Below are 15,909 nucleotides of genomic sequence, written 5' to 3'. Positions count from 1 at the left end.
ACTTCCCGGGCCATGGCTTGATCGTCGCCGATTGGCACCAATAAGCCGGAGACACCGTGCTCGACCATATCCGGAATGCCGCCGGCACAGGTGCTAACCACTGGCACACCACTGGCAAAGGCTTCAAGGATCGAGATGGGCATGTTGTCGACCGTACTTGAATTGATCATGCAGTCAGCCGACGCATACAAGGCTGGAATGCAGGCGTTGTCAATGCGACCTGAAAATCGCACGTAATCCGTCAGCTTAAGTTTCAACACCAGAGCCTTCAGATTGGCAAGCTCGGGGCCACTGCCAGCGATCGTCAATGTCGCCCCCGCGAACGAATGTTTAATGACCGCAAAGGCACGGACTGCGGTCTGGATGTCGTAGATGGGCTCCAGATTGCGGGTGACAATAATATGAGGCGAATCGCCGAATACTCTCGGCCGCGTCGGCGTAAAACGTGACAAGTCAATAATGTTTGAGATGACATCGGCACTCAAGCGGTGATTGGCAAAGACTCTCTGCAAAAATACCGAAGGCGTCACGCGCATGGATGCCTTCGCAAGCATTCGCAGAACATACTTGGGGGCCTGTGCAAAAAAAGGATCCGCATTCCCACCCCGGTAATTGACGATAACCGGGGTCGCCCGCAAGCGCGCGATGATCATCGCTGGCGCTGCAAAAAGATGCCAGGCCCACCCGGAGTTGGCCAGGATGTGCATCACATCGACCCGCCCGGCAGTCCGCCACAAATGTGCCAGATATGGAACCAGTCGAAAAACAGCGCGCAACAGGGGAATGCGGCCCACCCAACGCGGTTGATACGGGCTGTTGGTTCGTACAAATTCAACGTCCACACCTTCCGACTGGAGCAACAGGATAAGTTGCTGGCATTGATTCGCCATCCCGCCCGAGGGTGGCGGCAAAGGACCGACCAGGCCAACACGCGGCAACGGGTTCGCTGCAGAAGCTTCCAATTTGCATGTTGCGCTATTGACCATCTTGTACCGCGCTGGCCCTGGATAAAACGGAGTGCTGGCGACGCCGGACTCGCACCGCCGCAACCCAACAAAATAGCGCTGCAAGCGTCGCCAGAGATGCCACCCACACAACAGCGAAAAGATGCATGCGCAGACGCCACATCGCATTGACCTGGTCGCGGTTGGCCTCGGTGACCATCAATTTCACTGGCGGAAATACCCCTTGCGCAATGCCACCCAACTGTTCCAGTGAACGCGAGACGCCAGAGAATGTACGAACCAACAAAGCCCGGTCGTAGGTAAACACATTGTTGCCCCACCACATGTACCACTCGGGTAACCCGCGACGGTAATAGCGCCAGGCTTTTTGTTCAATAAACCAGCCAACCCTGGCACCCGGGTAAAGCGGCGCCAGCTTGAGTTGCGGTGAATTGCTGAGCAAGGCCTGACGAAACTCAAGGGCAGACAGTGGTACCCCCACCGTTTCGAAATAATAGTAATTGTTGAAAATATCAACCAGTTGCCATCGCCCCAGTTGCCGATTCCATATTTCGGGCCAAATATGCCCATCACCGCCGAACCCGTCAAAAGAGAACGCCCAGGACCGCACGGGCATGCCCGCAGCGAGGGCAATGGCCATGAACACGTCCGCAAAATCGCCACAGTAGCCCTCCCCGCTGCCAACGATGCGTCGATAAGTACCACGCAGGTCTGCCTTATCGGCCCCTCCCAGCAGCACCGGACTGCTGCCCAACAGATGACGACTGATGGCCAAGGTGCGCGCCCAGTCGTCAGGCAGCGCCGCCAGCCCGAGACGAGCCGCCACGTCAACAAAAAACGGATCAGAAGGCCCACGCTCTTGCAAGAAGCTGGGAGGCACGCTGGCAGGGGTCCAATTGAAGTTGACTGGGGTTTGGTCAGTCAAGAGCAAGGCATTGCGCATGCGCACAAGCTCGGTGGAGCTGGTCAGGTACGGCGCAAGCGACAACACAGAAAGAACGAGCACCGCGAGGCTGAGCCAGACACCGCGACGCCACCGCAATGCAAGGCCCGACGACTTGTCCCGGTCTACCAGCATAAGCCTTCCACCTTGGCCCGAATGGCTGCACAGTTGGGCAGGTTAACCAGGTCAAGCACGACCTGGTCGGGCCGGCAGCGACTTGCCAGCGTGTCGAAAACCGCCTGATCAGCGAGCCCGACCACCACGACCTCGGACTCGTCAATAACGCCCTCTATTTCGGCGCGCAACATCTGCCCAATGTGGGGGAGATGTTTCTCAATAAAACTGCGATTGGCACCCAGCAGTTGGGCCAGACGGACCTCGGGGTCATAAATGGAAAGCTGCATGCCCTTGCCAATCAATTGTTCGGCCAGGGTGACCAGCGGACTCTCGCGCAGGTCGTCGGTCCCGGTCTTGAATGACAAACCAACAAACCCGATCTTGCGTTTGCCAGTGGCCAACAGTTTTTGCAGCGCCAGGTCAAGATGATCGCGGTTGGACGGCATGATGCCCGCCAGCATGGGAATCTCGACGTCATGCATCTTGGCGAGATAGGTAGTGGCGCGCAAATCCTTGGGCAAGCAGGAACCACCGAAGGCAAAACCAGGTTTCAGGTAAGCGCGCGAAATATTCAGATGGGTATCCTGGCACATCAGGTCCATCACCTCGAACACGTCCACACCAAGGGCATCGCAAAGGCGGGCGGTTTCATTGGCAAAGGTGATCTTGAGGGCGTGGAAATTATTGCAGCAGTACTTCATCATCTCGGCGGAGCGCACCGTGGTTTCGAGAAATTTACACGGCAACTGGCCAAACAGCGCTCGCAGACGCTCGACCGGATAGGCGTGGTTGGCGCCTACGACGGTAAACGGAGGTTTGTCGTAATCACGAATGGAGGAGCCCTCGCGCAAAAATTCGGGCTGAAAACAAAGAAAAAAATCTTCTCCCTCTTTCTTGCCTGACTGCGCTTCAATGATCGGGCGCAAGACATCCTCCACCGTGCCCGGTACCAGTGTTGAACGAAAAACGACCACATGCGGCTCCTGCTTTTCAGCAATAGCCCGACCTATTTCTTCAGCCAGGCGAAGAATGGCACCCTGATCCTGACTGCCATTGGCCGCCGATGGCGTGCCAACGCAGACCAGAGATATTTCGCTGTCAAGCACTGCGGCTTGTGCATCGGTGGTCACTGTGACCTTGCCACTGGCCGCCACACGCGCCATGAGATCAACCATGCCCTCTTCCACCACCGGTGTCTTACCCGCCATGATCAAGTCAAGTTTTGTGCGGTCGATATCAACCCCAATCACGTCGTGGCCGTCGCGTGACAAACAGGCCAGCGACACCGCCCCCACATAGCCCAGTCCAAAAATGCTGATCTTCATGCAACTACTCCCTTGCTTTTTGAAAAATTATTGACGGCGCGGTCAATGATGCCGTCCAGGCGCGCCATTGAACGGGGCCAGGCGTGGTGGCTGAGCATGCGCAGCCGTCCGGCCACAGCCAGGCGATTGCGCTCGGCTGGACTGTCGACAATTTTCATAATGGCCTGCGCACAGGCCGCTGGCGTGTCAGCCACAAGAAAATGCGTCTCGGACTCGGCATCGACGCCGCCAGCAGCGATGCTGCTGGTCACAACCGGCACGCCCATCGCCATGGCCTCGAGAATCTTGTTCTGCGTGCCGCGAGCGATGTTGAGCGGCGCCACCATCAAGGCTGACTTGCGAACAAAAGGGCGCACATCCGGCACTGAGCCTGTTACGGTCACCCCAGGCAAATCGCCCAACTGGCGCATGGCGGGCGACGGGTCGGCCCCGACAATCAACAGCTTCATGTCCGGACGGGCGCTCTTGAGCAAGGGCCATGTCTGTTGGCAAAAGCGCGCCATGCACTCCTGATTGGGGTAGTAGTCCATACGCCCAATGAAGCTGATGGTGTCGGGGTCGTACGGCTCATCGGTCGGGCAGAAAAAATCGGCGTCCACGCCGTTGGGAAACCAGTCTGTATCCGCCCCGGTTCTATAGCTGTTGAGGGTCTCCCACTCGGCCCGCGTAGTGGCGGTACATAGATCAAAGCGCCGCGCCAGGCGCTTTTCGGCAGCCAGCATCTTGGCACCCTCAAGCCGATACCCAGGCGACAGGGGAAACGGCTTGTAGTTGGCGTACTCGATCCATTTTTGAGAGTCCATGTCGCCAAAATCGAGGACTTTCGGAATATTTTGCACGTGCTCAACGTATTGAGCTACCGAAGAACAATGAACAAAGATGAGATCCCACCTCTTTGAACCCAGCAAGCCGCGAACACGCTCAGCCAGTTCCGGCGAATAGAAGAACCCCATCGACGACGGGGTTGTCACCGGCAATCGCACAATCATTCGCGCGACCTGAACCCACTCTTTGACGTGCCCCATCTCGAAACCGGCACAGTAGGGCGCAATCCCTTTGCCTTCCTCGGCCTCTTCGGGTGAACGAACCAGCGAGCAAACGGTAACTTCATGCCCCCTCGCCGACAAATGCCGGATCATGTTGAAGGGTCGAATTTTGCCTCCGCGCTTGGGTGGGAAAGGAAATCGGTGGCAAAGATAGAGAATGTTCATGCAAGATAGCTTTTTAGTTCTGCCGCCACGTCAGACGGATCGCGATGATCCAGATAAATCCGGCTCCAGATTTCCAGATTGAGCAGCGCCAGCAAGGCATCGGTGCCGTCGGCGCGGTTCGCCTCGTGATCGGCAATAAGGCGGTCAACCACCGGTTGCCGAAAGAGTCCGCGCCGCTGAACCACTTCAGGGGCCAGCAGACGCCGCAACAATGGGGCAAGTTCTTTTTTGAGCCAAGCCCCCATGGGAGTACCGAAGCCACGCTTCTTCCGATTCAGAATATCGTTTGGCAGCAGATCACTAAGGGATTCTTTCAAAACATGCTTGAGACGACCACCACGAACTTTGAATGCGGCTGGCATGGAGGCGGCTAGCTCAACCAGTTGATGATCCAGCAGCGGCACACGGCACTCAAGGGAGACTGCCATGCTCATTTTGTCGGTCAGAAGCAGTAGATCATCCGGCAACTGCGTTTCGGCGTCCACGGCGAACATACGATTGAGGGTGTCTTGAGTACCCGCCCCGGCAAACGCAAGACCTAACGGGTCAGCTTGACCGGCATCGGGCTGCATCATTAGCGCGGATACGGTCTCCCGATCAAGCACCTGAAGGTAGCTGCGATAACGATCATCGGCATTCATTTCGGCCGAAGAAAGAAAGCCTTTCGCCAGACGCAAGGTATTGAGCAGGCCGGAGTGTCGGTCGGCCGGCAGCCGCCCAGCGATAGATGCAGCAGAGCGCCGTAACCAGCCCGGCAGTCGACGATATTGCTGCGCGTAATGCTCCCCGAGGTAACGGCGATAACCACCGAAGAGTTCATCGCCGCCCACGCCGGAGAGAATCACTTTGACATCCTGCCGGGCGAACTCGGACACCAGGAAAGTGGTGATGAAAGCCGTGTCTGACAGCGGCTCGTCCATGTGCCACAGCAGTTTCGGCAGCAGGGAAACGACATCGGGACGAACCACGATCTCACGGTGCTGTGTGCCAAAAAGCTCAGCCACACGACGGGCATAGGGCAACTCGTTGTAGAGCGCCTCCGCTTCGCCGCCCACAAAACCGATGGCGTAAGTCCGTATGGGCTGAACAGAATGCTTCGCCATAAAGCCAACCACCGCGCTCGAATCGACGCCGCCTGAGAGGAAGGCTCCGATCGGAACATCACTGACCATCTGCATGCGCACCGACTCCTCAAGCCGCACCCGAACACGGTCGATCCACTCACGCTCGGAAAGGCCGTGATCGATGCGCGCGGGAAGCTGCCAATAGCGCCATTCGTGCACTTGGCCGTTTTCAACGGCGAGCAGCGTGGCAGGCGGCAGCTTGCGAATACCCTTGAAGATGCAGTCGGGCGCGGCAACATAGCCCAGGTGCAAGTAGCTGGCGACCGCGCTGCGATTCAATTCGGCACTGACGCCCGGCAACGCGAGCAGTGCTTTGGCCTCAGTAGCGAAAGCCAAACGCTGCCCGTCGTGCAGCAGGTAAAGTGGTTTTACCCCGAGCCGGTCGCGGCCGATCAGCAGCCGGCGTCGGCGGATATCCCACAGCGCAAAATCGAACATGCCATTGAGGCGAAGTACAAAGTCATCACCTTCAGCGTCATAGAGATGCAACAGCACCTCACTGTCTGAACCAGTTTTGAAATGATAGCCCTTGGCCTGAAGCTCAGCGCGCAACTCCCGGTAGTTATATATCTCGCCGTTGCAGACCAACCAGAGTGTTTCATCAACATTAGACAAGGGTTGATGGCCGCCCGCCAGATCAATGATGGACAGTCGCCGCATGGCGATGCCGCAGGCGCCGTCGATGTGCATGCCCTCGTCGTCAGGCCCTCGATGTCGGGTCACGTTACCCATGGCCGACAACATCTCGGGCGCAACAGCCTGCCCGTCAAAACGATAGATTCCGTGGATGCCGCACACGATAGGACCTCAAACTCGAACGGGTTGACTGCGGTCATAACAGGCCAGTGCCCGTTGATAGACCTCGCGATAACGCGCTACGCTGGCAGTCCATGTGCGCTCCAACTCCACGAAGCGACGTGCCTGCATACGAATCTGCGGCCATCGTTCGCGTTGCGCCAGCACTTCATCAATTGCCTTCTCAAGCTCTGCCGCATCGCCGGCACGAAACAGGAAGCCGGTTTCTCCGTGGCGGACAAGCTCGCGATGCCCGCCCACATCAGAGGCAACAAACATCCGGCCCTGCGCCATGGCCTCAAGCGGCTTCAATGGTGTAACCAATTCAGTCAGCCGGATGGGCAGCCGGGGGTATGCCAATACGTCTATAAGCTCGTAGTAACGTTGTACATCGGCGTGTGCGACCCGACCCGTAAAAATGACCCGATCTTCCATGCCCGACGCCGCCGCTTGAGCCTTCAGATTGCTCTCTTGCGGGCCCCCTCCCACCAGCAGTACACGCAAATTCGGGTGGCGAGGAAGCATTCGCCGTGCCGCGTCCAGCAGCAGATCCAGGCCTTCATACCCATAGAACGAACCGGCAAAACCGATCACCGTGGCGCCATCGAGCCCAAGCGAGCGGCGCAGATTCGAATCTGCCTCAACACCAAACCGGAACATCGTGGCATCTACCGCATTCGGAATCACGGTGATGCGTTCATTCGGAATACCGCGTGCGGCTATATCGCCCCGCAATCCCTCGCAAATCGTGGTAATTTGGTCTGCATGACGGAGTGCAAAACTCTCCAAAGCCCGAGACAAGCGATAGCGAATACTGCCTTCAACCGTCGTGCCATGATCGACGGCGGCGTCTTCCCAGGAGGCTCGCATTTCGTATATGACAGGTAGGCGATGCCGTCGCCCAACCCATAAACTGGGCAACGCGTTGAGGACCGGCGAATGCGCGTGAATCACATCCGGCTTCGTAACATGAATGACTTCACCCAGCCTGTGGGCGGTGAGGCGCATTTGGGTCAACAAACCCGCTCCCTTAACACTCGGAGTACGGTAAAACGTCATCCCATCTACATCCTCCTGGAGCGACGCAGTTGGACCTTGCTTGGGGCTGGTGAGGTGAAAGGTTTCCCAACCCAGCTTGCGCTGCTCGCGCAGGATGGAAAGTGTGCGAAAGGTGTAGCCGCTGTGTAGCGGAATGGAGTGATCAAGGACGTGAAGGATGCGCAAGCTCATGGAGTCACTGCCGCAGGTTCAAAATCATCGGCATCTACGACTTGTCGCAAAAAGGCTTCAAACATGAGCAGCGTCCACAGCGGCGCGCTGTAGTCACGGGCGCCGGATTGGTGCGCATCGACCAGATGGCGCAGGTAGGACGTATTGAACCAGCCGGTGGCCAGCAGCCGTTCTCCCAGCACGGCATCACGCACGCGCTGCCTCAAGGGGCCGCGGAACCAGCGCGCCAGCGGCACCGAAAAACCCATTTTGGGCCGGTACAGCACATCTTGCGGCAAGTAGGGCTCCATGGATTTTTTGAAGATGTACTTGCCTTCTTGCCCGCGTATTTTGTGACTGGATGGCAATGTAGCCAGCCACTCGACAAGCTCGTGATCCATCAAAGGCTCCCGCACCTCCAGCGAGTGAGCCATGCTGGCACGGTCAACCTTGGTGTTGATGTCGCCAACCAGGTAGGTCTTGAGGTCCAGGTACTGGATGAGAGCGAGCGGGTCATCCGTGCCCGCCTGGCTGGCGTGGCGGTTGAACACCTCTTGCGCGTTGTACCCGGCCAACTCGGTTTTGAAGCTCGAGCTGAACAATTCTTCTCGCATGGGACCACGCAGGATGGAGATCGTATGAAAATAGGCCTCCACCGAACTGCGGGCCAGACCCTCAAAAGTGGTTTTGGCGCGAAACACGCGCGGTGCCCAGTCAGCCTTGGGGTAGACCTTGCCCAAGAGGCCAAACATGGGGTGGCGCACACTTTGTGGCAGCAAGGCGCGCATGCGCTCTTCCATCAGGTGCATGCGATAGCGACGGTAGCCGCCAAGCGACTCGTCGCCACCATCGCCCGACAGCGCGACTGTCACATGCTTGCGCGCCAGCTGGCAGACCCGGTAGGTGGGGATGGCGGAGCTGTCGGCATAGGGTTCGTCGTAAAGACGCGCCAGGGTGTCGATCAGGTCGAAATCGTCACTCTTGACGATTTCAAGACGGTGGTTGGTGTGATACCGATCAGCCACCTTTTGAGCAAACGCGGATTCGTTGAAGGCCGGATCGTCAAAGCCGATGGAGCAGGTGTTAACCGGCTCTTGCGATAAACCCGCCATGACTGCGACGACGGCGCTGCTGTCCACCCCGCCCGAGAGAAAAGCGCCGAGCGGGACCTCCGCAATCATGCGCAAGCGCACAGATTCCTGCAGACGTTGAACCAGCTCGGCTTGGGCGTCGGCCTCCGGGATCGGGTTGTCCAGGCTGAATCGGACATCCCAGTACGCCACCGGCTCAGCCACCGGCTGGCCACGCCGAACGATTAGCATGTGCGCTGGTGATAGCTTACGGGCCTGTCTAAAAATAGTGCGCGGTTCGGCCACGTAGCCCAACGCGAAGTACTCTTCCACGGCCAGTGGATCAATGTCGCGACGCAGGCCACCGTGAGCCAAGACGGACTTGAGCTCCGAGCCGAATAGCAGAGTGCCATCGTCAAGCAGCGCGTAGTACAGGGGCTTGACGCCCAGGCGGTCACGCGCGATGAAGAAAGTTTGCTGGTTGCGATCCCACAGGGCAAATGCAAACATGCCGCGAAAACGTTTGACGCAGTCGGCACCCCAGGATTCCCATGCATGGACGATCACTTCGGTATCGCTCTTGGTGTGAAACACGTGGCCCAAGTGCTGCAGCTCGGGGATAAGCTGCTGATAGTTGTAGATTTCACCATTGAAGACCACTACGACAGTGCCATCTTCGTTGAACAGCGGCTGCTGGCCGGTGGCGATGTCGATGATGGACAGACGCCGATGACCCAGGCCCACGCCAGGCTCAATGTGCAGGCTGCCCTCGTCCGGACCGCGATGCAGCTGCGAGTCGTTCATGCGCTGAAGCACCGCGCGGCTGATGTCGCCAGTGCCGCGGGTGTCAAGAATGCCTGTAATGCCGCACATGATATTTAGTGATGTTGTTGGACGGGGTGCACGGAGCGTACACGGTGCAGCTGCTGATCGTACACAGACTGGTAGGTCGACACCATGGCCTGCATGCTAAAGATAGCCTGCACTCGCTGGCGGCCGACCTGGCCCATTTTGCCAGCCCGCTCCGGATTGGAGGCAAGCTCCACCAACTGATGCGCCATGGCCTGCGGATTGGCAGGAGGAACGATGTAGCCGGTATGCCCTTGCATCACAAGGTCGGCGTTGCCACCCACCGCAGTGGCGACTACCGGCAGGCCACTGGCCATTGCCTCCAGAATGGTGTTGGAGATGCCCTCGCCCAGTGAAGGCAAGGCAAAGACGTGCAGGCCACGCATGATGTCAGCGACGTCGCTTCGCTCACCGGGCAACCAAGCCAAGTGGGCCACGCCAGCGGCATCGAGCACCGCTTGCGCTTGCGCGCGCAAGGGCCCCTCCCCCACCATGACCAGTCGCATGTGAGCTTGAAGTTCCGGGGCCAGAGCCAGGGCTTGCACAAAAGCATGCGCCAGCATGACCGGATCTTTGACAGTTTGCATTCGGCCTACGGTACCCACCAACCAGTGCTGCGCCGGGTCGAACGGGCAACCCGCGATCGGCCTCGGCCCACCGGGGGCCGAATGAAAAAGCTCAGTATCGACCCCGTTGTAAGCCTGCGTGATGGCTGCGGGTCGAACACGCACTTTTTCCACCAGGTAGTCCGCCAGATCACGCGACAAGGCCATGTAGTGGTGGACGAAGGGCTTGTAGAAACGGCGCACGCGTTGGCAAGTGATGTTGTTCCCGTCCAGATCTCCCACATCACGGCCGTGTTCTCCGTGAATGCGAACCGGCACACCGGCGGCCCAGGCGGGGGCCTGCATTTCGAGCGCGGCGAGGTTTCGGCTGTGCACGATGGCTGGTCGCAGCTGACGAAAAAGCTTGAATAGTTTGGGGTATTGCCACACCCCGTGGCCGGGCGGCTTGTGCAGTGAAATAAATTCAACATCGTCTCGCTGGATGCGTTGCTTGAAATCGGTGACTTCCGTCAGCGCCAGCACAGCGTGGCGGTAAGCGTGAGGGGGCATGTGGTTGATGAGGTTCACTATGCCGTTCTCCAGCCCACCAACATCGAAACGGTGCATCATGTGAAGCACCAGTGGACGCTCGTCACCTTGCATACGCAGCCATTTAAACTCGCCTGTCGCCGTTACAGGCGCCAGAGTTTGTAGCCAGCCCCTTCGATAGTGCTGCGGTCAAAAGAAGCCTTGACGTCAATGAAGGCACCCCCCTTGACAAGTTTTTTTGAGAAATCGTCCATGGTCAACGCTGCGAATTCTTTGTGTGCCACGGCCGCCACAATGGCATCCGCTCGGGGCAGGTCAGCCCATGGCAACAATGGCACGCCATACTCACGCATAGCTTCATCCGACTCGGCCTGCGGATCAGTCACAAACACTTCCACGCCATACGACCTGAGTTCGTTAATGATGTCAATGACCTTGGAGTTGCGTAAATCTCCACAATTTTCCTTGAAGGTGAGTCCGAGTACGTTCACCTTGGCGCCTTTAATGTAGCTGCCGGCCGCAATCATGTGCTTGATGGTCTGCTCGGCAATGAACTTTCCCATGCCGTCATTGATTCGGCGGCCAGCCAAAATAACTTGCGGGTTGTAGCCCAGCATCTCGGCCTTGTGGGTCAGGTAGTAGGGGTCCACGCCGATGCAATGACCGCCTACCAGGCCGGGTTTGAATTTAAGAAAATTCCACTTGGTGCCAGCGGCTTCAAGCACTTCGGTCGTGTCGATGCCAAGCTTGTCAAAAATAATGGACAGTTCATTCATCAGCGAAATATTCAGATCCCGCTGAGTGTTCTCAATCACCTTGGCGGCCTCTGCAGTCTTGATACTTGATGCGCGATGGACGCCAGGCACGATGATCGCCTCATACAGCTTGGTTACCTTGTCCAGCGTCTCGGGAGTATCACCGGACACAATTTTGAGGATCTTGGTGAGCGTATGGTCTTTGTCACCCGGGTTGATTCGCTCGGGCGAATAGCCCACAAAAAAGTCTTGCTTCCATTTCAGGCCGGACTCGCGCTCCAGCACGGGAATGCAAACCTCTTCTGTCGCGCCTGGGTATACCGTAGATTCATAGACTACGATGGCGCCTTTTTTCATATGACGACCGACACTGGTGCTGGAGCCGATGAGAGGGCGAAAATCCGGAATATGGGCGTTGTCCACCGGTGTGGGCACAGCCACGACGATGATGTCCGCCTCTGCCAGCATACTGGGGTCTGCCGTGTACACCGCATGCGGTGAAGCCCGCATTTCCTCGTCGGACAATTCGCGCGAGGGATCAACGCCGTTCACGCACGATTCAACCTTCGACACAGCGATGTCAAACCCGATGGTGCGAAAGTGTTTGCCAAACTCCACCACCAGCGGTAAACCCACATAACCCAAACCGATCACAGCAACCACAGTCATTGCAAAACCTCCATAGAACTTATTAAATCATTGTTGCTGCGTCTTGCGCAACAGTTCATCGATGACCGCGTAGTTGGCCGACAAAAAGGATTCAAGCACGTCTTCAGCCCTGCCCGCCTGGTTTTTAGAGGTGTAAACAATGATGACTGCGGAGTCATCGCCACGCCCCATCAAACGATAGAACGCACTATAAACTTTGGCAACGTAGTCACTAGAGGTTAACGTGCCGTTTATCCAATAAATCTGCCAAACCACCAGACGACCATCATTGGCATGATCCGCCAAGGCAGCCCCACGCAGCTCTGCTGTGCGCACGGCAACCGGCTTACCTCCCATTGTGACGACGCGGTTAGCACTCGCCACTCGGGCCCATCGGGGGTCTCTGCTGACAACCAGCACATTGTTGGAACTGACCAGCTTGCGGTCGTAATTTTGATGGCGGTAATAGCCCAAATACAGCCCCACGCCACGGCCCTGACTGGCATAACTGTTGTTGATTTCGGCAGACGGACTCTGAAAAGTCGGCTTGAAGTCAGTCACACCCGGAGGAACGGCTTTCCAGCCCGTAGCCAGCACCGTGGGCGCCGTGAATGACACTGGGCCGGCGCCTTCGTCCTGGTCAATCGTCCACAAAGCGACGTGGGGCAAGGCTACCAGTCCCGCAAAGCAGGCCGTCGTTGTCCATAGCGCTGCAGCGGTCACAGATGGCTTCTGCACGGAGCCCCCTGAGCGGATGACGTCCGCTACTTTCTCTGGCTCAGCCCAGCGGGCGCCAATGATGAACATCAGCATGACGACAATGCCAAAAAAAACCCAGCCGTAAATCAGGTGATCGACTCCGGCCGCAAGTTTGTTGCCTGAGAGGTGCCCCAACATGACAATCATGTAGGCACGCATCCAATTCGCAACAATAGGAACCAGAATGGAAACGATCACAAACAGGATGCGGCGCTTGCTGGACTGGTAGTTCAGGTAAGCAAACAAAGTACCAACGGTGAGCGAGGCAATTAGATACCGCACCCCGCTGCACGCCTCAATCACCGACCAGCTACCGGAAGGGATTACAAACCGAAGCCCTTCACGATACACGGGAATGCCGCTCAGGCGTAAGGCGGAAACTGTGAAATTTGCCGTCCACTCCATGAGTTGTGGCAAAAGAAATTCACCAATCGGAACGGCAAAAAACAGGAAGCCCAGCGGGAAAATAATCAAGCGCGTTACCGCCAGGCCCAGCACGGCAGGCACGGTCAAAACCAGTAGAGCCACAAAAGCGATTTGAGTCACCGCATTGATAGACGCCAAATCACCCATAAGCCAGACAAAGGCCGCGCCAGCAATCAGCCCGAAAGCTCCAAGCGCCGGCTGAGGCGTCTGCACTGCAATGCTCCGGCGCTGTCGCCAGATAAGCCACAGCGCAATGGGTGGAACCAAAAAACCATGTGTAAAGGTCTCGGACCGCGACCAAATCAATACCATGGCGAGAGCGGTATCGCGGTACAGGAACAAAATCCAGGCCAGTAACAGCAGGAGTGCAGGCAATGCATGCCGCCAAGCATGCGGCAACGTGAACGGTATGGGCTGCGCGATAGCTGAAGTATTCATCCCAGACTCCGAACGATGAAGGGGCCCAACCAGTTAGCCAAACCAATAGGCAAGCGCCGCCAGGTCTCAATCAGCAGCTTGTATTTGGCGTTGGACGGGTTGTTTTGGGGGATGGCGTTGCGTTTGTAAAGGCAATACTCGTAGTGCAGTGGTTTGGGCTCAAAACCCCAGTTCTTTTTGAACGCGTAAGAACCGGTACCCTGTTTGCTGCGGCCATAGTCAAACACCTTGAGTTCGCGCTCGCATGAGCGGCGCATCAACTCCCAGTATTTGAAATCGTTGGCGGCCGTATCTCGGGCGGATTCGTCGTCACCCGCGTAATACGGCATGACTTCATCACGGAAGTAAAAGCTCAACACGCTGCTAAGCGGGCGGCCATCTTGCGCGACAACGGTAAGCACTTCGCAATCAGCGCCAAACTCGGCAAGCAAGGCCTTGAAGTAACGCTTGGGCATGGCGGGTGTGCCATGGCGGTGAACATTGTCCGCATAAAGGGCAAAGAACCGGTCAACGCCGCTGTCAATTTCACTCACAAGACCGTTCTTGATACCTTTACGCACCATGGCCCGCTGCTTGCGCGGAATGGCCAACATGTTGGCATCTTCTTCGGGCAGGATTTCCTTGCGAAAGGTGACATACAGGTCTTGTGTGGGCCAGTCCGCATGACGCGGATTCACATTGCGCCATTCAAGATGCGCGACGCCCAGGCGCTTGGCGATTTGCTGAGCCTCAAGTTCCAGCACATCGGCCACCTGCGCGCTGACTGCAGCAACACCGCCATACACCGCGAAGGGCAGGCCCACCAGCGAGTTGCCAAACAACCAACTGTTGACATGACCTAGAGGCAATACACCCTGGATACGGCCATCCGCCTCGGCATACAGAAAATAGGTGTCATGACGAAAAACATCACGCACGATTTTCTGCCAACCAGCGCGATGAAAAAATGTGGCATCCGGACACGCCAAGACGAACTCGTCCCACAGCGCCGCCGTGGCGCTGTCTTGAGGCAACAGACGCTTGACGGTCAGCGCAGAACTCTCAGGTGGCAGTGACATGTTTTGTAAATTTGTCCAGAAAAATTCGATCCATACGCCCCCACTTGAAATCGCCCAGTAGCTGATTCAAACGGCCTTGCATACGGCCAATGTTGACGTAATGCCGAAAACGCGTCTTGCTGCTGATACCCGCAATGCGGGGCTGCCCTGTGTCTATTTCCCAAGGATGAAAATAGAAGATGCCCGACTCGCGGTCATCGTTGTTCACCCGGCTAAGCATCCAGCGTGACAGCGCGTAAGGCAGCAATCTGAAATACCCGCCTCCGCTGGATGGCAAGTTACGGTTCAAGACCCGCAAAGTCGTGATCGGGATTTCCACCAAGCCCGGACGTACCTCGTAGGCAAAGCGCGGCGAGTTCGGCATGCCATAGTGGTCGTGTCGAATAGGGTAAATGCTTGAGCTGTAGCGGTAGCCTGCCCGAGCCAGGCAGTCAAAGGCCCAGAGATTGCCTGCACCAATCGAAAAACTGGGTGCGCGATAGCCATTGACCGCGCTGCCCGCCAAATCTTCCAGAACAACTTTGGCCAGATGAATGTCAGAAAAAAAAGCTTCTTCTGTCTGATCGCTGGCGCGTTCGTGACCATAGCCGTGACTGGCAAGTTCATGCCCCTCCTGAACGATTTGACGCACCAACTGCGGATAGCGCTCGGCAATCCAGCCAAGGGTAAAAAAGGTTGCCTTGATATCGCGATGCGCCAGCATTTCGAGAATGCAGTTGATGTTGCGCTCGACGCGGCATTCACGCGTATTCCATTCGGAACGGGCAATGTGCGGCGCAAATGCAGAGACTTGAAAATAGTCTTCGACATCGATCGTCAGCGCATTGGTGATAGTGACGGCTGGCATGTCGATTTTCTATTGAACAGCCGATTTCAAGTTCATTCTCGCCGACCTCTGTCTCAACCACTGGTACAAATCAGCCGCGATACGTTCGGCGGCATGTCCATCCCAGAACTCGGGTACCCGACCACGCTTGCCCCGTCCATCCAGAATCTCCTGGACCGCTTCAAGAATGGCATCCCGATCACGCCCAACAAGAATGTTGGTACCTTGCTCGACGGTGATAGGGCGTTCGGTGTTTTCTCGCAGCGTCAGACAAGGCACACCGAGTGCCGTCGTTTC

At 57.1% G+C, this 15,909-nt stretch carries 13 protein-coding genes; all 13 read right to left on the bottom strand.

All coding sequences use genetic code 11. The features are described from left to right. The coding region (locus B3V69_RS01360; RefSeq protein WP_296443094.1) for a glycosyltransferase family 4 protein at positions 1-962 on the bottom strand (962 nt) is incomplete at its 3' end. A 13-nt stretch (positions 963-975) separates the two neighbouring features. Further along, positions 976-2,043 (bottom strand): transglutaminase domain-containing protein, encoded by a 1,068-nt coding sequence (locus B3V69_RS01355; RefSeq protein ID WP_296443092.1) that lies wholly within the window; start codon positions 2,041-2,043, stop codon positions 976-978. Then, the gene (locus B3V69_RS01350; protein WP_296443090.1) at positions 2,034-3,350 is read right to left on the bottom strand and encodes a nucleotide sugar dehydrogenase; all 1,317 of its coding nucleotides are present in this window, start codon (positions 3,348-3,350) and stop codon (positions 2,034-2,036) included. Before B3V69_RS01350 ends, B3V69_RS01355 begins: the two co-directional genes overlap by 10 nt. Next, on the bottom strand, positions 3,347-4,561 hold the full coding sequence (locus B3V69_RS01345) for a TIGR03087 family PEP-CTERM/XrtA system glycosyltransferase (protein ID WP_296443087.1): 1,215 nt from the start codon (positions 4,559-4,561) through the stop codon (positions 3,347-3,349). The genes B3V69_RS01350 and B3V69_RS01345 overlap by 4 nt, the downstream gene beginning before the upstream one ends. Next, complete coding sequence (gene asnB / locus B3V69_RS01340) at positions 4,558-6,483, bottom strand: asparagine synthase (glutamine-hydrolyzing) (protein ID WP_296443085.1); 1,926 nt, start codon at positions 6,481-6,483, stop codon at positions 4,558-4,560. Before asnB ends, B3V69_RS01345 begins: the two co-directional genes overlap by 4 nt. 9 nt (positions 6,484-6,492) lie before the next feature. Next, a complete protein-coding gene (locus B3V69_RS01335) occupies positions 6,493-7,710 on the bottom strand; it encodes a TIGR04063 family PEP-CTERM/XrtA system glycosyltransferase (protein ID WP_296443083.1) in 1,218 nt (405 codons plus the stop codon). Next, complete coding sequence (locus B3V69_RS01330) at positions 7,707-9,632, bottom strand: XrtA/PEP-CTERM system amidotransferase (RefSeq protein ID WP_296443081.1); 1,926 nt, start codon at positions 9,630-9,632, stop codon at positions 7,707-7,709. The genes B3V69_RS01335 and B3V69_RS01330 overlap by 4 nt, the downstream gene beginning before the upstream one ends. 5 nt (positions 9,633-9,637) lie before the next feature. Continuing rightward, positions 9,638-10,816, bottom strand: a complete 1,179-nt coding sequence (locus B3V69_RS01325) for a TIGR03088 family PEP-CTERM/XrtA system glycosyltransferase (protein WP_296443079.1) — start codon at positions 10,814-10,816, stop codon at positions 9,638-9,640. 29 nt (positions 10,817-10,845) lie between these two features. After that, complete coding sequence (locus B3V69_RS01320) at positions 10,846-12,126, bottom strand: nucleotide sugar dehydrogenase (protein WP_296443077.1); 1,281 nt, start codon at positions 12,124-12,126, stop codon at positions 10,846-10,848. A gap of 27 nt (positions 12,127-12,153) precedes the next feature. Beyond that, the gene (gene xrtA / locus B3V69_RS01315) at positions 12,154-13,728 is read right to left on the bottom strand and encodes an exosortase A (protein WP_296443076.1); all 1,575 of its coding nucleotides are present in this window, start codon (positions 13,726-13,728) and stop codon (positions 12,154-12,156) included. Next, positions 13,725-14,786, bottom strand: a complete 1,062-nt coding sequence (locus B3V69_RS01310) for a FemAB family XrtA/PEP-CTERM system-associated protein (RefSeq protein WP_296443074.1) — start codon at positions 14,784-14,786, stop codon at positions 13,725-13,727. Before B3V69_RS01310 ends, xrtA begins: the two co-directional genes overlap by 4 nt. Then, the gene (locus tag B3V69_RS01305; RefSeq protein ID WP_296443072.1) at positions 14,770-15,633 is read right to left on the bottom strand and encodes an XrtA system polysaccharide deacetylase; all 864 of its coding nucleotides are present in this window, start codon (positions 15,631-15,633) and stop codon (positions 14,770-14,772) included. The genes B3V69_RS01310 and B3V69_RS01305 overlap by 17 nt, the downstream gene beginning before the upstream one ends. 9 nt (positions 15,634-15,642) lie before the next feature. Then, positions 15,643-15,909: UDP-N-acetylglucosamine 2-epimerase (locus B3V69_RS01300; RefSeq protein ID WP_296443069.1), on the bottom strand; the 267-nt coding region annotated here is incomplete at its 5' end.

This window comes from Rhodoferax sp. UBA5149 (assembly GCF_002413825.1).
Classification (GTDB): Bacteria; Pseudomonadota; Gammaproteobacteria; order Burkholderiales; family Burkholderiaceae_C; genus Rhodoferax.
Note: the sequence above shows the minus strand (reverse complement) of the source record. Positions and strands in the feature narration are given on the sequence as shown.